Origin of the sequence: Orbus sasakiae (genome assembly GCF_039542345.1) — a bacterium.
Taxonomy (GTDB): Bacteria; Pseudomonadota; Gammaproteobacteria; order Enterobacterales; family Orbaceae; genus Orbus; species Orbus sasakiae.
In genome coordinates, this window is sequence record NZ_BAABHY010000001.1 from 1,695,870 (window position 1) to 1,717,430 (window position 21,561).

16 protein-coding genes and 1 pseudogene are annotated in these 21,561 nt (G+C 36.7%); 6 read left to right on the forward strand and 11 right to left on the reverse strand.

Annotated features, from left to right (window positions below):
- Window positions 1-179 precede the first annotated feature (179 nt).
- From yejF to ABEA36_RS07475, 8 genes are all read right to left on the reverse strand, one after another.
- Window positions 180-1,874 (reverse strand): microcin C ABC transporter ATP-binding protein YejF, encoded by a 1,695-nt coding sequence (gene yejF, locus ABEA36_RS07440; protein ID WP_345490443.1) that lies wholly within the window; start codon window positions 1,872-1,874, stop codon window positions 180-182.
- Window positions 1,871-2,929 (reverse strand): ABC transporter permease, encoded by a 1,059-nt coding sequence (locus ABEA36_RS07445; protein ID WP_345490445.1) that lies wholly within the window; start codon window positions 2,927-2,929, stop codon window positions 1,871-1,873. The genes yejF and ABEA36_RS07445 overlap by 4 nt, the downstream gene beginning before the upstream one ends.
- Before the next feature lies 1 nt (window position 2,930).
- The gene (locus ABEA36_RS07450; protein ID WP_345490447.1) at window positions 2,931-4,004 is read right to left on the reverse strand and encodes a microcin C ABC transporter permease YejB; all 1,074 of its coding nucleotides are present in this window, start codon (window positions 4,002-4,004) and stop codon (window positions 2,931-2,933) included.
- A gap of 15 nt (window positions 4,005-4,019) precedes the next feature.
- On the reverse strand, window positions 4,020-5,846 hold the full coding sequence (locus ABEA36_RS07455; protein WP_425571898.1) for an extracellular solute-binding protein: 1,827 nt from the start codon (window positions 5,844-5,846) through the stop codon (window positions 4,020-4,022).
- A 74-nt stretch (window positions 5,847-5,920) separates the two neighbouring features.
- A complete protein-coding gene (aat, locus tag ABEA36_RS07460; RefSeq protein ID WP_345490921.1) occupies window positions 5,921-6,616 on the reverse strand; it encodes a leucyl/phenylalanyl-tRNA--protein transferase in 696 nt (231 codons plus the stop codon).
- 89 nt (window positions 6,617-6,705) lie between these two features.
- On the reverse strand, window positions 6,706-7,878 hold the full coding sequence (locus ABEA36_RS07465) for a histidine-type phosphatase (RefSeq protein ID WP_345490451.1): 1,173 nt from the start codon (window positions 7,876-7,878) through the stop codon (window positions 6,706-6,708).
- Complete coding sequence (nfsA, locus tag ABEA36_RS07470) at window positions 7,878-8,603, reverse strand: oxygen-insensitive NADPH nitroreductase (protein WP_345490453.1); 726 nt, start codon at window positions 8,601-8,603, stop codon at window positions 7,878-7,880. The genes ABEA36_RS07465 and nfsA overlap by 1 nt, the downstream gene beginning before the upstream one ends.
- A gap of 202 nt (window positions 8,604-8,805) precedes the next feature.
- On the reverse strand, window positions 8,806-9,564 hold the full coding sequence (locus ABEA36_RS07475; protein ID WP_345490455.1) for a DeoR/GlpR family DNA-binding transcription regulator: 759 nt from the start codon (window positions 9,562-9,564) through the stop codon (window positions 8,806-8,808).
- Between the two features lie 477 nt (window positions 9,565-10,041).
- Here ABEA36_RS07475 and ABEA36_RS13265 point away from each other — a divergent pair.
- Window positions 10,042-10,307 (forward strand): annotated as a pseudogene (locus tag ABEA36_RS13265) (aldehyde dehydrogenase family protein); the annotation flags it as partial.
- Window positions 10,308-10,404: 97 nt separating this feature from the next.
- On the opposite strand, the gene ABEA36_RS07485 reads toward ABEA36_RS13265, so the two are convergent.
- The gene (locus ABEA36_RS07485) at window positions 10,405-11,280 is read right to left on the reverse strand and encodes an MBL fold metallo-hydrolase (protein WP_345490459.1); all 876 of its coding nucleotides are present in this window, start codon (window positions 11,278-11,280) and stop codon (window positions 10,405-10,407) included.
- 45 nt (window positions 11,281-11,325) lie between these two features.
- Complete coding sequence (gene trmB / locus ABEA36_RS07490; RefSeq protein ID WP_345490461.1) at window positions 11,326-12,069, reverse strand: tRNA (guanosine(46)-N7)-methyltransferase TrmB; 744 nt, start codon at window positions 12,067-12,069, stop codon at window positions 11,326-11,328.
- A 91-nt stretch (window positions 12,070-12,160) separates the two neighbouring features.
- Here trmB and ABEA36_RS07495 point away from each other — a divergent pair, with 91 nt between their 5' ends.
- The 3 genes from ABEA36_RS07495 to ABEA36_RS07505 all read left to right on the forward strand — a co-directional run bounded on the left by ABEA36_RS07495 (window position 12,161) and on the right by ABEA36_RS07505 (window position 17,056).
- The gene (locus ABEA36_RS07495; protein ID WP_345490463.1) at window positions 12,161-13,852 is read left to right on the forward strand and encodes a LytS/YhcK type 5TM receptor domain-containing protein; all 1,692 of its coding nucleotides are present in this window, start codon (window positions 12,161-12,163) and stop codon (window positions 13,850-13,852) included.
- Entirely contained in the window at window positions 13,852-14,571 is a 720-nt protein-coding gene (gene btsR / locus ABEA36_RS07500) for a two-component system response regulator BtsR (RefSeq protein WP_345490465.1), read from the forward strand. The genes ABEA36_RS07495 and btsR overlap by 1 nt, the downstream gene beginning before the upstream one ends.
- Window positions 14,572-14,905: 334 nt before the next feature.
- On the forward strand, window positions 14,906-17,056 hold the full coding sequence (locus tag ABEA36_RS07505) for a carbon starvation CstA family protein (RefSeq protein ID WP_345490467.1): 2,151 nt from the start codon (window positions 14,906-14,908) through the stop codon (window positions 17,054-17,056).
- A 226-nt stretch (window positions 17,057-17,282) separates the two neighbouring features.
- Here ABEA36_RS07505 and ABEA36_RS07510 read toward each other — a convergent pair whose 3' ends face one another.
- Complete coding sequence (locus ABEA36_RS07510; protein ID WP_345490469.1) at window positions 17,283-17,987, reverse strand: GntR family transcriptional regulator; 705 nt, start codon at window positions 17,985-17,987, stop codon at window positions 17,283-17,285.
- A gap of 175 nt (window positions 17,988-18,162) precedes the next feature.
- Between ABEA36_RS07510 and ABEA36_RS07515 the strand changes: the two genes are divergently transcribed.
- Both ABEA36_RS07515 and ABEA36_RS07520 read left to right on the forward strand, forming a co-directional pair.
- Window positions 18,163-20,034, forward strand: coding sequence for a beta-glucoside-specific PTS transporter subunit IIABC (locus ABEA36_RS07515; protein ID WP_345490471.1), 1,872 nt, complete (start codon window positions 18,163-18,165; stop codon window positions 20,032-20,034).
- 12 nt (window positions 20,035-20,046) lie between these two features.
- Entirely contained in the window at window positions 20,047-21,483 is a 1,437-nt protein-coding gene (locus ABEA36_RS07520) for a 6-phospho-beta-glucosidase (protein ID WP_345490473.1), read from the forward strand.
- Window positions 21,484-21,561 lie beyond the last annotated feature (78 nt).

Sequence of the window (21,561 nt, forward strand, 5' to 3'; positions counted from 1 at the left end):
TTTTATTTAACTTTATAAAATTTATCTAATCAGTAATAGCCAGTTTGACAGTAAAAATTGTATGTAATTGGCTATTTTTTGTGATAACTATCACGGAAATTTGCTATTTCTGCTAAATAAATAAACAAAATGATTAAACTTTAATCGCTAGAAAAAATGCAATTATCATGCAACGTGAATCAATCCTCTCGTCTTATCAGCAATGCATCACTCCAATTCACTTTATTGGGATCTTTTTTACGTGGTGTCGTTACCGGCTGTGGATGATAATTCGGATTCAGTTTTGGTTTTGCTTTAACGGGTCTATCTAAAAATGACAACAATTTTTTAGTATAAGCTTGCTCGGGATCATTAAACACTTTATCCCGACTACCTTGCTCTACAATTTTACCTTCTTGCATAACAATGACTTGGTGACAAAATGTATAAACAACGGATAAGTCATGGCTAATAAATAAATAACTTAATTGATGTGACTGTTGTAACGATTTCAATAAATGAATAATTTGCAATTGTACTGTACGATCGAGGGAAGAAGTCGGTTCATCTAAAACCAATAATTCGGGTTCCAAAATTAACGCTCTTGCAATCGCGATACGTTGTCTTTGACCACCAGAGAACGCCATAGGATAGCGATGTCGGCTATTTGGATCCAGACCCACTTCTTGCATAATATCAATCACTTTCTGTTCTCGTTGTGCCACAGTCATTTTTTTATGCGTCAATAACCCTTCGCTAATAATTTGTTCTACATTAAATCGAGGATTAAGTGATGAAAAAGGATCTTGAAAAACAACCTGTATTCTGCTACGGAATGGTAAAAGTTTTCGCTGACTTAAATCTGAGAGCTGTTTACTATCAAATACAATTTCACCCGTCGATTTGATAAGACGTAAAATAGCTAAAGCGGTTGTGCTTTTACCAGAACCTGACTCCCCCACCAATCCAACACATTCACCTTGATGTATAGCAAAACCAACATTATCAATTAACATCCTTTTTTGCTTTTTAAATAGGCCTTTACCTGTTTTAACTGTGACATTTAAATGATTAACATTCAGTAAAATTCCAGGTTCTTTAGGGAGAGCAACAGGATCGCCTTGTGGCTGTGAATTCAACAATAATTGAGTGTATTCATGTTGCGGTCTTAAAAAAATGCGTTGTCGATTATTGAATTCTACAATTTGACCTTTATTCATTACAGCCACTTTATCGGCGACTTGTTTCACAATGGATAAGTTATGGGTAATAAATAACATACTCATATTGAGTTCTTGTTTCAGTTCTTTAAGCAACTGAATAATTTGAGCTTGAACCGATACATCTAATGCCGTTGTTGGTTCATCTGCAATCAGTAATTTAGGGTGCGTCAAAATGGCCATTGCAATCATCACGCGTTGTCTTTCACCACCAGACAGCTGATGTGGATAGTTATTTAAACGCTGCTTGGCATTTTTAATGCCAACGCGGTCAAGATATTCAATAATCTCAGTTCGTGCTTGGTTTGTACGCATACCACGATGAATAGATAAAACTTCATTCAACTGTTTTTCGATGGTATGTAAAGGGTTCAGCGATAACATCGGCTCTTGGAAAATCATACTTATTTGATTACCGCGAACTTGTCTTATCGATTTTTCATCAACGTTTAGTAAATTTTTATTTTCAAACCAAATTTCACCTGAGGGATAATTTACCAGATGTTCATCAAGCAAACGTAAAATGGACAATGCGGTAACCGATTTACCACTCCCAGACTCGCCGACTAGGGCAACGGTTTCTGATGCATGAATATCGAGATCGATTTGTTTAACAACAGGATTATGCTCAAACGCAATACTCAGATCACGAATCGACAATAAAGGTTGATTCATCGTAAACCTCCTTTATTTGGATCGAAGGCATCACGTACCGCTTCTCCAATAAAAATGAGTAATGATAACAATGTCGCGATGACTAAAAAGGCGCTGATCCCAAGCCATGGTGCCTGTAAATTATTTTTACCTTGTAATAGTAACCGACCTAATGATGGTGCATCTAGTGGTAAACCAAACCCTAAAAAGTCAAGTGATGTTAATGTTGAAATGGCGCCACATAAAATAAAAGGTAACAAGGTCAAGGTTGCCACCATGGCATTAGGTAAAATATGTTTAAACATAATTTTACTGTCACTCACACCAAGGGCTCTTGCTGCACGGATATAATCAAAATTTCGTGTTCTTAAAAACTCAGCTCGAACGACGCCAACTAATGCCATCCAACCAAATAATACAGTAATGGCTAATAACCACCAAAAGCTTAAAGGCATAATACTGGATAATAAAATGATCACAAAAAGTACCGGTAAACCACTCCAGATTTCAATAAAACGTTGTCCGACAAGATCAACCTTACCGCCATAGTAGCCTTGTATTGCACCAATAAAAATACCAATGACCGACGTGATCAATGTTAATAGTATGGCAAAAAATATCGAAATTCTAAAACCATATACAATATTAGCGAGTACATCGAAACCTGCATCAGTTGTTCCTAACCAATTTTGTGATGATGGTGCCGTCGGAAACGTTGTTTTGGTATTATAAACTAAGGTGTTATAACTATAACGAAATGGTGGCCAAATAATAAAACCATCTTGCTTGATTTTACGGCTAATGGTTGGATCCAAATAATTGGCTGTGGTCGAAAATTCACCACCAAAATCGGTTTCGACATAATCTTTTACAATTGGGAAATAGAACTGATCCTGATATTTAATCATGATTGGTTTATTATTAATAAAAAATTCAGCAAATAAGCTCATAATAAAACAGATAATAAAAATCCATAATGAAATATAACCACGTCGATTTTGTTTAAAACGTTTTATACGCATTTGGTTTATTGAAAGCGGTTTTGCCTGCCGATTTAAAGCGTGTTGAGTGACCATATTAGCGTGCCTCAAAATCAATACGAGGGTCGATTAACATATAAGTCAAATCCGTAATCAGTTTTGTGATTAGCCCAATTAAAGTAAAAATGTAAAGTGATCCAAAAATAACCGGATAATCGCGCTGGATGATAGCTTCATAACCGAGTAAACCAAGTCCATTTAACGAAAAAATAATTTCAATAAGTAAGGCTCCCGTGAACAAGACTCCAATAAAGGCAGCAGGAAAACCCGAAACAATTAAAAGAGTCGCATTACGAAAAACATGACGATATAACACCTGTTTATTACTCAGTCCTTTTGCCTTGGCTGTCACCACATATTGTTTACGAATTTCATCTAAAAATGAATTTTTAGTTAACATAGTTAACGACGCAAAGCCACTAATCACCATTGCAATTGTTGGTAAACAAATATGCCAAAAATAATCTTTAATTTTTGACCATATATCAAGTTGATCAAAGTTTGCTGACACAAGCCCTCTTAATGGAAAAATATCCCAATAACTTCCCCCTGCAAAAAGCACAATTAATAATACTGCCAATAAAAATGACGGAATAGCATAACCAATAATAATGATAATACTGGACCAAAAATCAAATTTAGAGCCATCTTTTACTGCTTTACGTATGCCAAGCGGAATGGAAATAAAATAGATAAGTAATGTACTCCACAATCCCAATGAAATTGAAACCGGTAAACTTTTAATGATTAAGCCAACAACCGATTCGCTTTTAAAAAAGCTGTTGCCGAAATCAAAACAGATAAAGTTTTTTACTGTCTCATAATAACGTTGCCATATCGGTTTATCAAAACCATATTGCTTTTCAATCTCGGCAATAATTTGAGGGTCGAGCCCTCTGGCACCACGATATAACGGATTATGATCACTAACATTTTGGATCTCACTGCCGGGTAATAAACCAGAACTGGATTGCGGCCCCATTTCCAACATTGTAATGGCTTGATCAACCGGCCCACCTGGAGCGATTTGTACAATAAAGAAATTAATCGTTAAAATAACCAATAATGTAGGAATAATCAGTAATAATCGACGAATAAGATAACTTAACATATGTGATAATCCTTACTACTCATTATTTTTGGTTAACTGCGTTGCTTTATCAGCATCATACCACCAAGTATCGAGCCCAATGCTATACCGTGGTTTAGTTTGCGGTTTCATAAATTTATTCCAATACGCGTAATAAATATAACGAGGATACCACATTGGAATCATGGGATATTCATGAGTTAAAATACGATCTAATGCTCTAGCCAATGCAGTTAAATTTTGTTGGTCATCAATATAATGAGGAATTTGTTCGATCAATTCATCAATCGCTCGATTATGTAAACCCGACGAATTCCAACTTGAACTTAAATATTCACTACCCCAAATCACTTTTAACTGAGACGTAGGATAAGCAATACCATAATAGAGGGTCGGCATCATATCGTAATCGCGTTCACGCATTCGATGGTTGATTTGAGGGTAATCGACGGATGCAATAGTCATCGTGATCCCTAATTTAGCTAAACTTTGTTGAAAAGGAATCGCATATTTAATATCTGAAGCCATATAGGTTAATAATTCAAACTCAAAAGGTTGACCTGATGTTTGATTGATTAATTGATTATTTTTAATAATCCAACCCGCTTCGAGTAACAATTCTCTTGCCTTTAATAAATTTTGACGATTAAAACCGTTACCATCACTGGCATCAATATGATATGCCTCATTAAAAGCTGCTTTAGGAATAATATCGGCATAAGGCACTAACCACTCTAATTCCATCGGGTCAGGTTTACCAACAGCGGCATAAGTTGTATTTTCAAAAAAACTCATTGGTTGCTTATAACTATCATAATAATAAGCATGATTAAGCCACGCAAAGTCAAAAGCAAGTGTTAAAGCTTGTCTAACTTTAACATCTTTAAATATTGGCCTTTCAAGGTTGAATGCTAACCAACGAGCATTAACTGCGCTTTTAACTTCATCTTGTTGTTTAATGATTTGATGATTATCAAAGTAAGTGCCTTGATACTGAGTAAACCAATTTTTAGGCTGCCCTTCCGCTCTAAAATCATATTCTCCGGCTTTGAAAGCTTCTAATGCAACACTATCATCTAAATAATAATCGATACGTTTTTCATCAAAATTATAACTACCGCGATTGACAGGAAGATCTTTTGCCCAATAATTAGGATCTCGCTGATAAATAGCATATTGACCTAATTTATAGCGACTAATAACATAAGGGCCGCTACCAATAGGTGGCGTTGTTAACGGCTCTGCAAAATTTTTATCTTGCCAAAAATGTTTAGCTAAGACTTTAAAATTCCCCACAAAACTGAGTAGTTGTTCGCGGTTGGGGGTAGGAATTTCAAACCGTACATGATCTTTATCAATGGCTTTAACTGTGACACCAGCATAGTAGACACTATATTGAGATACACCTTCTGTCATGAACTTGTGAAATGAAAATTCGACATCTTCTGCCGTAATAGGTACGCCATCGCTAAAATAGGCATTGGGATTTATCGTTACCTCTGCCCACTGATATTTATCTGAATAGGTAATTGATGTGGCGATTAATGGGTAATAGCTCGTTAACTCATCACTTGATTGGCTAAAGAGTGATTCATCAATCATATCAGTATTACGCTCTGTTGAGCCTCGGCTTGCATAACGATTAAAATTATCGAATGAACCGATTTCGGCAAGTGTGATACGACCCGCTTTTGGAGCATTAGGATTCACATAATCAAAATGTGTAAAATCAGACGAGTATTTAGGGTCTCCTATCAAGGAAAATGCCGTTTTAGTGATGATTTGTTCTGTTTGGGGCGCCGCTACCGCATCAGTAACTTCGATGATATTATCATCATCAGCAAAAGCTAAAAAAGAAAACATACCCAGTGTTATGATTAAGAATGTCACTGACTCTAATACTTTTTTTATAGCGTTCAACTTATGTTCTCCATCACTTAGTGATAGTCAATGTATTGCTGACTAAAACAATCATGATTAATGATACGGTTTTGTAACTGTTTTAAATAAGACAGGTAAGTGTCGCGCGGTATTTCATATGCGCCTAACGAGGCGGTATGCTCATTTAACACTTGGCAATCGATTAGCTGACCGCCATTTTGAGCAAAATGAAGCGCGAAGGCATATAAACCAATTTTAGAGGCATTTGTTTTAAGACTAAACATCGATTCACCACAAAACAAAGCACCTTGAGCGACACCGTATAACCCACCAATTAAATGATTATTTTGCCAAACTTCAATTGAATGAGCAAAGCCTAATTGATGAAGTTCAATATAAGCGTCGATCATTTCATCTGTAATCCATGTATCTTCATGAAAAGTTGCACATCCTTGAATAATAGCAGAAAAATGTGTATTCATTGTTACTTCATAGTGACATTTATTTAAGAATTTTCTAAACGTACGATTAGCATTGAACTGGGTTGGATTCAGAACTGCTCGCGGGTCAGGTGACCACCATAGAATTGGCTCATCTTCACTAAACCATGGGAAAATACCGTGCTGATAAGCTGCAAGTAATCGATGAGAAGATAAATCGCCTCCCACTGCTAACAAACCATTGGGTTCACTCAGTGCGGTATGTGGAGAAGGGAAAATCAATGAATGATCTAACACGGGTAGTGACACAATTTATCCAATCCAAATTCACATGGTTAATTAATTTAATAGTATACACAAGTCCAGTGTAAAAATGTGTTCTTTTATAAACGACGGTCTTATTAAATCTCGTCAGATAGATAATGTGTAACGCGTTGTTTAATCTCTTGCCATAAATACATCCCTTGCGAATTAGGTGCTTTATCAGAAAGGGTTAATGTTATATGGTTTGGTGGATTATTGGCTGTCAATGGTACACCGAGATGAATTTGTTCAAACGACTGATAAAGATATTCAACTTTAAAATAGTGCTGGTCAACATGACGATCATAATAACGACACATCACAACTTTACCACCAATGGGTGTCGTTTCACACTGCTCAGGCAATTGATAATTTTTAAATCCTAATGCCCCAAGAAATGCGGCAATATTGCTATCGTGTCCCACAAGCAAACTAAATTTATGTTGTTGAGATTCAAATAGTGATGCGATAAATGTAATCAAAGGTTTGGCAATATGCCGAGATAATGTTGGTGACTTAAATAATAAATTAATATACTGATTCTTAATATCAGTGATTATTTTCCACTGTTCATGACTATTTATCATCCCCCATGCAATATCCTGTTTTGCAAATGCCGAATAATATTGTAAGGTCCAAGCATCAGCAACCGCGGTCCCAATAGCAAGAGGACCATTCAAAATCGGCTCATCATTTTTAACAAAATCAATCATAGTCGGTAATTGTTCAAACTCACATTGATACTGTTGATAAAGTGAAGAGTGCTTGTAATCTAAAATATTCGCCAGTAATCGATAGGCAGGTATTAACTGTTCATCGAGTTTTTCAATTAATTGTGATGACCCCGTAAATTGTCTAATATTATCAATCAACCCATTTTTGAAGTCGGCACAATCATTATGAATAATGGGATTAAAAATAGGATCCATTCTTTCGATAGGATATTTATGCTTAACAGGAATATCTAAACCCGAAAAAGCACCGAGCGTGAAATATTGTGCCGTAGCCACAGTGCGGTGGAGACTATTAGCATACACAAACACATCTTCTGCCGAGAGCTTCAAGTGTTTGCTTGCTAACCATTTAATAAAATAATCACCAAAATAACTCTCTAATATACCACCTCGAGTGGTTAAATACCCCGCTGGACAATCCCAACTAGGCCAATGTTTTAGCGTCACTGTTTTTAAAAAATTAATCGTATTTGGTAAAGGAGTTCTAATACCGTGTCGACTAAATACAATCACTTGTTGCAGTTCAAGCGCGTCCATTATTTCGTAATCCACCCTTGTTTATGTAAATAGCTAAGCATAAAATCTCGCTGCTCTTTATTAATCGTTGTAGGAATTTTATCACTCCAACCACCCGGTTTTTGATTTGTTGGGCGTTCTGAATAATATTGACTCATCTGTTGATCATATTGGCTCAATATAGTCTTATCCATCATTTGATATTCATTATCAAAAAATATTAACGATCTTGGTAAACGCGGTTTAGGGTCAGGATTTTGATCGGGATAACCTATGCATAGCCCAAACAACGGTAAAACATAACGCGGTAGCTTTAACAAGGTTGTTACATGGTCAATATGATTACGGACACCACCAATATACACGCAACCTAACCCTAATGATTCCGCAGCGACTACTGCATTTTGAGCCATGATTGCAGTATCAATGCAACCTAGTAATAGCTGCTCTGCTTTACCTAAATTGACTGAAGAATCAATCTGATGATGTCGATTAAAATCGGCACAAAATACCCAAAATTCAGGTGCACTCATGACATAAGATTGCTCACCTGCATCGTGTGCTAATTGTTGGCGCTTATCCTGATCTGTGATGCGAATGATAGTAGAACATTGTAAAAAACTTGAACTTGATGCAGCTTGTGCCGCTTTAAATATGCAATCAATTTGCTCGTCAGAGAGGGCTGTCGATAAATAAGCACGAATGGAACGATGGCGACAAAGTAAGTCAATTGTTGAATTATTCATAACATAGCCTTTTAATAAAAATAGCCAAAATAATTTTTCAATTATGCTTTATAGCGAACAATTTTAATATATAAATTGTGCTGATTTAGAGTGTTTTCTCGGATTTAATAAATCCATATAAACAATAATAATCCAGCATTTAAGACTCAAACTTCACTGCAAGTTAACGTTTTGAATAAAACTTTTTAATGTAATAATAGGGCTATTTACATAAAAAAACATCAATGTTATGGTCTTCAAAATAATGCCGATATTTCTCAGGAATCGCCTTAGAGGTCACAATAGCAGATAAATCCGTTAATTGTGCATAAGTGAGTAATGTCGCATGGTCAAATTTTGATGCGTCAGCTAATAAATAAACCTGATGCGCTTTACGCACAATACGTTTTTTTAACTCATACTCCTGTATATCAGAATTAGTTAAGCCATTTTCAATCGATACGGCTGTTGCAGCCATAAAAGCTTTATTAATATTATACTTTTCAATAATATCAAGCGTATCATTACCCACAAAAGAGCGCGTTGAATGTTTAAAAATATTACCAAGCACAAGCAGGCTAATGTCGGGTCTATCGGCAACATCATTAATGACATCTAAGTTATTCGTTAAAATGGTTAACTTAGTCACCTTTTCAGGTAGATATTTTAATATATCGCGTGTTGTTGTACCTGAATCAATAAAAATTAATTCATTTGAATCAATAAGCTGAGCTGCTTTTTTTGCGATTAGTGATTTATCTGATTTATTAATCGTATCGCGGTTTTCAAATGGAATCAGTCCATGCTCTTTTGAAGCGACCCCACCGTATACTTTTTGTACGCTATTTTGACTGAGCAAAATATTAATATCACGTCTCAATGTACTCATCGAAATCGCAAAATGTTCACATAGCTCATCCATCGATACGACCCCCATCGATTGAATATAATCAGCAATTTGATAAATTCTTTTTTCTTTCATATTTTGCTTCGCTCTTGAGATGAATAAAAATAAACTTTTTCAGTCTGTATTTAGTATGTACATATACTTAATTTCTGTATTCTGCCATAAATTATTTATCAAGAATATATAAAACGCTAACAAAAAGAATCAAAATATATTCATTTATTCTTATTAAAAATCTTAAATTCAAAAAAAAATCAAAAAATAGTCAAAGTATATTCATCAAGTATCAAAAAGTTACGCTCATCACAAAAAAGATTCTGACTTACGATATAACTAGACTGACATTTTATCTGTGCTACTTAATTAGAGAAAAACAATGAGTCAGATCAGAAAAATTAAAAATAATGTTAATAGGCAATGGATAGAGAGTCACACTGATCGTTTTGAGAAAGTTATCAATCCAGCCACAAAAAAGTGATTGATGTCGTCACCCTATCGACCAACTCGGGATTATCAGACGTTGCTCAAATTATACATAATACATTGATTAAATGGTCTAACATTGCGGTTTCGCGTCGTCACGTATTCTGTTTAGTTATCAACAGTTATTAATGAAAAATAAACAAGAATTAGCCCATTTGATCACATTATAAAATGGTAAAAATCGATCTTAAGCATTAGGTGAAGTGCAGAGAGGAATCGTATCGATCTTGCAGCTGGCGCCGCTGCGCTAATGATGGGGGATTCTTTATCGACGATGGCAACGAATGTCGAAAACCGCCAACTACCGCTACACAGCCAAAGTGGTCAGCGGCATTTAGAACAGATTGAAGAGTGCGTACTTGAAACGTTTTACCATCAATAGAACCGAGCTCAATAACCCCACCCAATGGTAGGGCTAATTATACTGAAACACTAATCAAATTTCATCTCACCTAACGTAATTTTTGTACTCATATCAAGATTAATCTCCCCACCTAGATCAGGGTAAAGCTTTTTCATACTGCTTATTACATCATTTACTGAACTTCGACTTAATAATATATAGTCGAATGTTTTGAGATACTGATGAGTAAAATCAATTGCCTCAATACCTTGTGGCTGCGGACCTAGATAATGACCAGGAATAGCTACTTGTGGCTGTAAATTCAGCATATCAACAATCGTACTATCCCAATTTAAGCGAGCTTGTGGTGTTTTGGCATCAGCAGTCCAAACATACATATTGTTTGATAAAAGAGCCCCTCCAACAATCATTTTCATTGAGGGTAACCAAAGATAAGTATGTGATGCATCATGACCTTTAATTTCAAAGACTTCATCGCCAAAATAAACCACATCATTCGCTAATATATTTGGCACAACAATCTTTGTTGGAGCTTGTTTACCTAATTGGCTACGCCAATACTTTAATTTATCAGTACTGGTTTGTTTAATTCTATCAACGGTTGCTTGTGTTGCCACGACACGTGCATTGGGATAAGCGTTTAAAATTGTATCAAGACCAAAATAAAAATCAGGATCACTATGACTAATATAGATTAATGTTAGAGGTTTACCACTTTTTTGAATTTTTTCAACAATATGCTGCGCATCTTGTACGGTAAATTGGGCATCGACTAACATCGCCTCATATTGATTATAAAAAATCGTCGAAGTAACTGGAAAAATCGCGTTATTATTTGGGTTATAAACTGAAAAAGCGCTAATTTTTCCTGCTTGCTGAGTAGTACAAGCCGCTAACATCAATACTATTGAGCATAAAAACACTAATCGTTTTAACAATGCCATATGACCCTCTCCCATTTTAGTTATTTAAAGCAATAATGACTAACACTAGTCAATGCGTTCAAATTGTAAATCCCATACACCGTGCCCTAAATTTAAGCCACGATTTTCAAATTTAGTCAATGGCCGATAGTCAGGTCTTGGAATATACATGCCATCTCCCGATAAATTAACAAGGCCACTTGCACTGTTTAAAACCTCCAACATATGTTCTGCATAATTTTTCCAATCTGTTGCGAGATGTAGCACTCCACCGATAGTGAGCTTTTGCCTTAATAACTGTACAAATTCAGGTTGTATGATGCGTCGCTTATTATGTTTAGCTTTATGCCAAGGATCGGGAAAAAAGATTTGGACTTTAGCTAATGAATTATCAGGAATCATATTGTTAAGTACTTCAACCGCATCATGGCACATCACTCTGACATTACTTAGTTCAGCTTGTTGCACAGCCATTAAACAGGCCCCAACACCAGGCTGATGCACTTCGATACCTAAAAAATTTTCCTGTGGCGCGGCAGTTGCCATCTCAACAAAAGAAGCTCCCATACCAAAACCTATCTCTAACGTAATGGGATTTTGATTATTAAATATCTGTGTAAAATCAATTAGACTTGCACGATAGTCAATTCCCAACGTTGGCCATAAAGCATGAAATGCATGCTCTTGACCTTTTGTTAGACGCCCTTGACGTAACACAAAACTACGAATCTGACGGCGAGGTCGGCCATCAGGCATAATTTCAGATGTCATCATGCTGTTTTTAAGATTTATCTCGTCTTTTTTATTCATTTGATTATCTTGCTATACAATAAATTAGCTTAATAGTTTATCGTAAGTTAGAATCTGTCGCTAGCGTGTAACCAAATTATACAAGACAAATATGTTTGAATTTAATTTAATATTACAACTCTTACAACAAATGTGCGTGTACTTAGTTATTGCCTATTTACTGAGTAAAACACCATTGTTTATTCCTGTTATGCAAGTGACAGTACATCTTCCGCATAAATTATTGTGTTATGTCATCTTCTCTTTCTTTTGTATCATGGGAACTTATTTTGGCCTACATATTGAAGACACCATTGCTAACACGCGTGCAACGGGGGCAATTTTAGGTGGGTTGTTGGGCGGTCCCTATGTTGGGCTCTTGGTTGGTCTAACTGGGGGAATACATCGCTACACATTAGGTGGAATAACCGCAGAAATGTGTATGATCTCAACAATTTTAATTGGACTCATTAGTGGTCTGGTTCATTATGTTTTAATGAAGAAAGGCCGTGTTGATCTTATCTATAATCCACTGTTAATTGCCATCTTAGCCATTTTAATGGAGTCATTAGAAATGGTGATGATTTTACTCTTTTCTAAACCATTTGATGTTGTGCTTCATGCCGTGCAAAGTATCGCTGCGCCTATGATTGTCGCCAATAGTGTTGGTGCAGCTATGTTCATGCGAATATTGCTAGACCGCAAAGCCATGTTTGAAAAATACACCTCTGCGTTTTCATCTAAAGCATTAAGTATTGCAGCAAGTACAGAGGGGCTATTACGTAATGGCTTTAATCAGGAAAACAGCACTAAAGTTGCACATATTATCTATCAGCAACTTGGTGTTGGTGCAGTATCAATTACGGACCGCGATAAAATCTTAGCCTTTATCGGTATAGGAAGTGATCATCATCTACCCGGCACGCCTATCGCCTCAAAAGCGACACTACAGTCGATTGAAGATGATGAAGTAAAGTATCTAGATGGTATTCATGAGCCTTATCAATGCTCTATCAACAAACATTGTCGATTAGGGTCAACATTGGTCATCCCATTACGAGGTGAGAATAATAAAGTCGTGGGTACGATTAAGCTTTATGAGGCTAAAAATACCTTATTTAGTACGATTAATCGGACTTTAGGCGAAGGTATTGCAAGCTTACTTTCAGCACAAATTTTAGCAGGGCAAAACCAACGTTATCAGCAAATGTTGTCACAAACAGAAATTAAACTATTACATGCCCAAGTTAACCCTCACTTTTTATTTAATGCTTTAAATACTTTGCTTGCTGTGATTCGACGCGATGAACAACAAGCCTCTCAGTTAGTTCAAAATCTTTCGACGTTTTTCCGTAAAAATTTGAAGCGACCAGAAGAAATAGTAACACTAAAAGATGAACTCGATCACATAACAGCCTATCTGGAAATTGAAAAACTGCGTTTTATGGATAAACTAGATATTATAATCAATGTCCCTAGCAAATTAGAAAGTGCACATTTACCCGCATTTTCGCTTCAACCGATAGTAGAAAATGCCATAAAGCATGGCGTATCACAAATGCTTGGGCAAGGCGTGGTGACGATTCGAGCTTACCAACTACATGATTTATTAACACTTGAAGTTGAAGATAATGCGGGTAATTATCGTGAAGCGTTTAAAGATAACCAAGGATTGGGAATCAACCTAGTACATAAACGTATTCAAATCCGTTATGGAGAACAATACGGAATGAGAATTGAGTGCCAGCCTGATATTTATACCCGTGTAATTTTGACACTACCAATGGAAAAGGATAAAAATTGATGCTAAATGTCATGATAGTAGACGATGAACCTTTTGCTCGTGAAAATTTACGCTGTCTGCTTAATCAAAATCAACATATCCATATTGTTGCTGAATGTAGCAATGCATTTGAGGCAATAAAAACCATACATAGTGTCAATCCTGATGTGGTTTTTCTGGATATCCAAATGCCAAAAATCAGTGGTCTTGAGATGCTCAGCATGCTAGACCCAGAGCACATGCCGCATATTGTGTTTTTGACTGCCTATGAACAATATGCAATTAAAGCTTTTGAGGAACAAGCATTTGATTATCTGCTCAAACCAATTGAATCGGGACGTTTGAATAAAACAATACAACGGTTATTGAACAGCCCAAGTAAACAAGATGTAACGCGCCTTGATAGTAGTCACCAATTAAAATATATTCCAAGTACTGGTCATAATAAAATCTATTTACTCAACCCCGATGATATTTATTATGTGAATTCTAGGGCAAGCGGTGTTTATGTTTTTAATAAAGATAATTGTGAATACTTTACCGAACTGACGCTTAAAACATTAGAGGATAAAACATCTCTGATTTACTGCCATCGCCAATATTTAGTAAATATTAAACAACTGAAAGAGATTCGTTTTGATCAAGCTGGTCACACTGATATTATCTTAACAAATGGCGCGTCGGTACCCGTCAGTCGCCGCTATTTAAAACCATTAAAAGAACAGCTAGGGCTTGTCTAAGTGACATTTTATTTAATCGTGATCCACTTCTTTCAATCTATTGAAAATAAAAATATGGGATTGATTTATTCGAGATATCCTAATTGACCGATTTGATTGCATATGACTACCACTATACGAATAAATCCAATCCTCATAAAAGTACTATTAAGCTTTGAGCATAAAGTTACGACTAAATAACAAGATAGTAAAACCATTTATCCCCAGTTTTAAACCACTCACTTTAACTATTTAACCAGTCAGTTAAATCACAATATATTTCAGTTCTTAGCTTATTTACTATAGCGTTGGTTAATTTTAGAAATTAATTGTTCTAGTATCTAAGGAAAATATAATGAATAACAAATATCTGAAGCATATACCATGGGTGCTGCTGGCATTTATTGGTGCATGTTGTTTAGCAGTAGTAGCATTAAGACGCGGTGAACATGTCAGCGCGCTATGGATTGTTGCCGCAGCGGTGTCAGTCTATTTAGTGGCTTACCGTTATTACAGCCTTTATATCGCGAATAAAGTCATGCAACTCGACCCAACCCGAGCCACACCAGCCGTTATTAACAACGATGGCTTAAATTATGTCCCGACCAATAAATATGTTTTATTTGGTCACCACTTTGCGGCAATCGCAGGTGCTGGCCCATTAGTTGGCCCAGTTCTGGCTGCGCAAGTTGGTTATTTGCCAGGTACTTTATGGCTGCTTGCTGGTGTTGTGTTAGCCGGTGCTGTACAAGATTTTATGGTATTATTCCTTTCATCTCGCCGTAATGGCTCTTCACTGGGTGAAATGATCAAACAAGAGATGGGGCAAATTCCAGGAACAATTGCACTATTTGGTTGTTTCTTGATTATGTTAATCATCTTAGCCGTACTTGCATTAATCGTGGTTAAAGCCTTAGCTGAAAGCCCATGGGGTGTCTTTACAGTATGTTCAACCGTACCTATCGCCTTATTTATGGGAATTTACATGCGATTTATTCGTCCTGGTCGCGTTCTTGAGGTGTCTGTCATTGGTATTGTTTTACTGGTATTATCCATTTGGTTCGGTGGCGTGATCGCACATGACCCATATTGGGGACCTGCATTAACATTTAAAGACACCACCATTACTTATGTATTAGTTGGTTATGCTTTCATCTCAGCCCTACTACCCGTATGGTTAATTTTGGCACCTCGTGACTATTTAGCAACCTTTTTAAAAATTGGTGTGATTGTCGGTTTAGCGATTGGTATTGTGATTATTAATCCTGATCTTAAAATGCCTGCAGTTACCCAATATATTGATGGTACAGGTCCGGTTTGGAAAGGGGCATTAATGCCATTCTTATTCATCACTATCGCTTGTGGTGCAGTATCCGGATTCCATGCATTAATCGCTTCAGGGACAACACCAAAACTGCTTGCTAATGAAAAAGATGCCCGTTTTATTGGTTATGGTGCAATGTTAATGGAATCGTTTGTTGCAATTATGGCTTTAGTTGCAGCATCAATCATTGAACCTGGCCTATATTTTGCCATGAATACGCCTCCTGCCGGACTTGGTTTTACCATGCCGAATTTACATAATTTAGGTGATCCGCAAGCGGCACCATTAATTATGGAACAACTAAAAGATGTTACAGCACACGCTGCTGCAACAGTCAGTTCATGGGGCTTTACTATTTCACCTGAAGAGATACTGCAAACAGCCAAAGATATCGGCGAGCCTTCAGTACTAAATAGAGCAGGTGGTGCTCCAACCCTAGCTGTCGGTATTGCACATGTCTTCCATAAAATTTTACCTGGTGCTGATATGGGCTTTTGGTATCACTTTGGGATTTTATTTGAAGCGTTATTTATCTTAACTGCACTTGATGCCGGTACACGTTCTGGCCGCTTTATGCTTCAAGATTTATTAGGTAACTTTGTACCCTTCTTGAAAAAAACGGATTCACTGATTGCCGGTATTATCGGGACAGCAGGTTGCGTGGGTTTATGGGGTTATTTACTCTATCAAGGCGTTGTTGATCCACTCGGAGGAGTGAAAAGTTTATGGCCTCTATTTGGTATATCAAACCAAATGCTAGCAGCGGTAGCATTAGTCTTAGCAACCGTTGTACTCATCAAAATGAAACGTGCACAATATATTTGGGTAACGGTTATACCGGCTATCTGGCTATTGATTTGTACAACTTGGGCTCTTGGTCTGAAACTATTTAGCGACAACCCACAATTAGAAGGTTTCCTATACTTAGCGAAAGAATACAATCGTCGTATTGCTGAAGATCCAACGCTCACCACACAGCAAATTAGCAATATGAACCATATCGTGATTAACAATTACACGAATGCCGGACTCAGCATTTTATTCTTAATCGTCGTATATAGCATTATTTTCTATGGTATTCGAACGGCACTTAAAGTTCGCAATAACAAAGAGAGAACCGATAAAGAGACACCTTATGTCCCAGTACCAGAAGGTGGCGTAAAAACATCCATGTCTCATTAACATAAATCGACTCACCCTATCACCCATAGGGTGAGTGTTTTATAAAAGCAGTACTTTTTAATTGTAATAGATGTATGTTAAGTTAAAACGGTGTAAGCCAATACCTGATGCTTAAACGCATCGGGTATTTTTTTGCTAAAATCGTGTAAAAATAAAATAAACGTAAGCTACGTGATAGTAATAAAGACATTGCATGAGAATAGTTGTTTAATCAGACAATTAATGACTATTTTGCATGCCCTTGTACACAAAATTTGGTATTCTCACAATGATACACAACGCGTGAAAAATCGAATGGCTCACCTGATGTCGTATAAAAAATTTCTTCCACAAATAGTGCAGGATCCCCTTCAGGAAGGCCAATATAACTTGCCATTTCAGCATCCAATTTAGTAACTTGAATGTATTTATCTGAAAAACCAATATTAATATTACAGATATCTCGGATATAACTAAAAATCGAATTTTCAGCAATTTCCTTGTTTAAATATGGCACCAATTTTTTACGGTAATAAGACTGTTCAAGGCCATAAACCTTACCATCAACAAAACGTAATCGCTTAATGAAGTAGACTTCCTCATCGGCATCACATTGTAGGTTTTCTTGAACTTGCGCATCAGGTTTAACAATATCAACATTAAAGACGGTTGATGAACCGGGTAAATCTTGTAGGTCAACCGTAAAACCGTGGCTTTCCATAAAGTTGAGATAACCACTTTTTTTGCGCTGACGCACAAAAATACCACTTCCTTGTACCTGATAAATTACACCATGACGTTCAAGACGATCTAGTGCCTTAATAATCGTACTACGACTCACCTGATATTGGTTAATCAACTCTTCAATATTTGCCAACTGGGTACCTTTAGGTAATTCCTGCTGATAAATCATGTGTTTAATTCGCAAAGCAACATCTTGATATTTAAGCATCCAATATTCTCTTTAATCGTTTGGTAACAGGCTCACCGCGCTATTTTATATTGGATACTCTAACATTTAAACTAAAAATAAAACCTGATCAAGATCACAATCAATAAAATTGGTTATTAACAATTTTATTGATTGTGTATAGTATAAAAAAACTTAATATAAAGGAGTTTTAATAATGTCATCAAAAGTCAGAGACTACACCAAACTCGCTCATGATATTTTGAACGAGTTAGGTGGTGAAGAGAACATCGTCACCGTAGCCCGCTGCGCAACGCGTTTACGTTTAGTGACACAAACAACACCTGAGGGTGCTAAAGAACGCATAGCAAAATTACCTGGCGTGATTACCGTTGTTGAAAAAGGGGGACAAATACAAATCGTAATAGGAACCCATGTTGATAAAGTTTATGATGCATTTACTCAACTAGTAAAAACAGATGGAAAAGTCACCACTACCGATAAAAACAGTATATTAAATCGTGTGATCGCAACCATGTCTGCCGTTTTTGCACCATTCATCTATATACTTGCGGGTGCAGGGATTTTACAAGGTTGCTTAATTTTACTCACATTAGCTTTCCCTTCTTTTAGTACAACAGGGACCTACCAAATTTTTAGTTTTATTTCTTGGTCACCCTTTGCTTTTTTACCTATTTTTATCGCGATTACCGCATCACAACATTTCCGTTGTAATTTATACATTGCGGTAGCCTGTTGTGCAGCCTTACTTTCACCGACATGGAGTGAGCTGGCAATGTTAATAAAATCAGGTCAAGAAATTGATTTATTTGGTATCGCATTATCAGAAACCACCTACGGTTCAACGGTATTGCCGCCACTATTTTTAGTCTGGCTTTTATCTTATTTAGAGCGTTTTTTAGAACCGCGCTTGCACAGTGTTATGAAACCGCTGTTATTGCCATTAATCAGTATGATCGTGATGGTTCCATTAACATTACTTGTTGTGGGTCCCTTAACTGCTAATGCGGCGCATTACATCGCTGATAGCTATAACTGGTTAGTGAATATTGCACCATCGATTGCAGGTGGAATTATTGGCGCAGTTTGGCAAGTATTTGTTATTTTTGGTGTACATTGGGGAATTACACCCGTTGTATTAGCTAACTTTGAAATGTATGGCCGTGATTCTTTCCAAGCATTCCAAACCATTGCGGTTATTGGTCAAGTGGGTGCAGCAATGGGCTTTTATCTTAAAACCAAAAATAAAGATATGAAAGGCGTTTCATTATCGGCATTTATTACCGGTTTATTTGGTATTACTGAACCCGCCATATATGGTGTCAACTTACGTTATAAAAAACCGTTTATTTATGGCTGTATTTCAGCGTGTGTTGGTGGCATCGTTGCTGGTTTCTTTTCACCATACTATTTTGCTTATGCCGGATTACCCGGACCATTAACAATTGTAAATGGTATAAGTCCCCTATTTCCAACGTCATTCATTGGTATCGTTATCGGTTGTGCGATTGGCTTTTTTGGTCCAATTTTATTCATTCAATTACTCGGTACTGGTGAAGATAAAACAACCACCACAGAGTGTGAAGATGACACACCAAAAATTTTACTTGAAAGTGTGCAGATCACAAGTCCAATGACGGGTGATGTAGTTGAACTCAGTCAAGTCCCAGATCCCGCATTTGCTGAAAAGTTAATGGGTGATGGCATTGCAATTATTCCAACAGATAACCATGTTTATGCCCCATGTGATGGAGAAGTCTCGGCGGTATTTGAAAGTTCTAAACATGCAATCGGATTAGTCTCAAATGATGGGGTCGAACTGCTTATTCATGTTGGCCTTGATACCGTGAATTTAACCAATAATGAGTTCCAATATCACGTTAAATTAGATCAAAAAGTCAAAAAAGGGGATTTACTGATGACATTTGATGCCGACGCAATTAAACAAGCTGGATACCCGTTAATTACACCAATTATTATTCTTAACTCGGCTCAATATCAGCAGATAACGGTGACCGAAAAGACCCGAATTACACCACAAGATGATTTATTTACAATTAAGCAATAACGAGGTAGCGATATGACTAACAAAACGTTTTTATGGGGCGGAGCATTAGCCGCTCACCAATTTGAAGGTGGCTGGGATGCAGGCGGAAAAGGGCCAAGCGTTGTTGATGTAATGACAGCAGGTGCACATGGGGTTGCAAGACAAATAACGCAAAATATCGAAGCTGATAAATTTTATCCAAACCATACTGCAATCGATTTTTATCACCATTATAAAGATGATATTAAAATGTTCGCAGAACTTGGCTTAAAATGCCTTCGAACCTCGATTGCTTGGACTCGAATTTTTCCTAAAGGCGATGAATTAGAGCCTAATGAAGAAGGCTTACGTTTTTATGACGCAGTATTTGACGAGCTAATTGCCCATGGTATTGAACCGGTAATTACCTTATCACATTTTGAAATTCCATTGCATTTAGCCCGTGAATATGGCGGCTTCCGTAATCGTAAAGTCGTCGACTTTTTTGAACGCTTTGCCATTACGTGTTTTGAGCGTTACAAACATAAAGTTAAATATTGGATGACATTTAACGAAATTAACAATCAAATGGATACCAGCAACCCTATCTTCTTTTGGACAAACTCTGGTGTTCAGGTTAAAGCAGGTGAAAATCCACAAGAAGTACTTTACCAAGTTGCACATTATGAACTTTTAGCAAGCGCTAAAGCAGTCATTGCTGGTAAAAAAATTAACCCTGATTTCCAAATTGGCTGTATGGTTTCGCATGTCCCTATTTATCCATTCTCATGTAATCCTGATGATATGATGGCATCTGAAATCGCCATGCATCAACGCTTTTTCTTTGCCGATGTACATGTACGTGGTTACTACCCCTCATATGCATTAAAAGAATTTGAGCGTGAAGGCTATCAATTAGATATTACTGAAGAAGATTTAGCCTGTCTTAAAAAAGGTACCGTAGATTACATCGGTTTTAGCTATTATATGTCAACCGTTGTTAAAGCCGATGTTAAGAATGAAAACCGTGATAACATTGTTAATGGCGCGTTACCTAATGCTGTTGAAAATCCTTATATTAAAAGTAGTGACTGGGGTTGGCCAATCGATCCTGAAGGTTTACGTTACACACTAAATCGTTTATATGATCGTTACCAATTACCATTATTCATCGTCGAGAATGGTTTTGGTGCTATCGATGAAGTTGAGGGTGACCACCAAATTCATGATCAACCGCGTATCGACTATCTTGCAGCCCATATTAAAGCCATGTTAACAGCGATTCATTATGATGGCGTGGACGTAATGGGTTATACCGCTTGGGGAATCATTGACGTTGTATCATTTACTACCGGTGAAATGAAAAAACGTTATGGCGTTATTTACGTTGATCGTGATAATGCGGGTAACGGTACGATGAAACGTTATAAGAAAGATTCATTCAACTGGTATAAATCGGTTATTGATACCAATGGTGAAAATTTAAAATAATGATTTTGTAATTTCAAATTTCCTGATTACCATTTTAGTCATTACTATTTTGACTAAAATGGTAATATTTTGGCTTCT

Excerpts from the sequence above, each read along its gene's own strand:
- yejF (WP_345490443.1), bottom strand. The coding sequence starts at position 1,874 with ATGAATCAACCTTTATTGTCGATTCGTGATCTGAGTATTGCGTTTGAG.
- ABEA36_RS07445 (WP_345490445.1), bottom strand. The coding sequence starts at position 2,929 with ATGGTCACTCAACACGCTTTAAATCGGCAGGCAAAACCGCTTTCAATA.
- ABEA36_RS07450 (WP_345490447.1), bottom strand. The coding sequence starts at position 4,004 with ATGTTAAGTTATCTTATTCGTCGATTATTACTGATTATTCCTACATTA.
- ABEA36_RS07455 (WP_425571898.1), bottom strand. The coding sequence starts at position 5,846 with ATGTTTTCTTTTTTAGCTTTTGCTGATGATGATAATATCATCGAAGTT.
- ABEA36_RS07465 (WP_345490451.1), bottom strand. The coding sequence starts at position 7,878 with ATGGACGCGCTTGAACTGCAACAAGTGATTGTATTTAGTCGACACGGT.
- nfsA (WP_345490453.1), bottom strand. The coding sequence starts at position 8,603 with ATGAATAATTCAACAATTGACTTACTTTGTCGCCATCGTTCCATTCGT.
- ABEA36_RS07475 (WP_345490455.1), bottom strand. The coding sequence starts at position 9,564 with ATGAAAGAAAAAAGAATTTATCAAATTGCTGATTATATTCAATCGATG.
- ABEA36_RS07485 (WP_345490459.1), bottom strand. The coding sequence starts at position 11,280 with ATGGCATTGTTAAAACGATTAGTGTTTTTATGCTCAATAGTATTGATG.
- trmB (WP_345490461.1), bottom strand. The coding sequence starts at position 12,069 with ATGAATAAAAAAGACGAGATAAATCTTAAAAACAGCATGATGACATCT.
- ABEA36_RS07495 (WP_345490463.1), top strand. The coding sequence starts at position 12,161 with ATGTTTGAATTTAATTTAATATTACAACTCTTACAACAAATGTGCGTG.
- btsR (WP_345490465.1), top strand. The coding sequence starts at position 13,852 with ATGCTAAATGTCATGATAGTAGACGATGAACCTTTTGCTCGTGAAAAT.
- ABEA36_RS07505 (WP_345490467.1), top strand. The coding sequence starts at position 14,906 with ATGAATAACAAATATCTGAAGCATATACCATGGGTGCTGCTGGCATTT.
- ABEA36_RS07510 (WP_345490469.1), bottom strand. The coding sequence starts at position 17,987 with ATGCTTAAATATCAAGATGTTGCTTTGCGAATTAAACACATGATTTAT.
- ABEA36_RS07515 (WP_345490471.1), top strand. The coding sequence starts at position 18,163 with ATGTCATCAAAAGTCAGAGACTACACCAAACTCGCTCATGATATTTTG.
- ABEA36_RS07520 (WP_345490473.1), top strand. The coding sequence starts at position 20,047 with ATGACTAACAAAACGTTTTTATGGGGCGGAGCATTAGCCGCTCACCAA.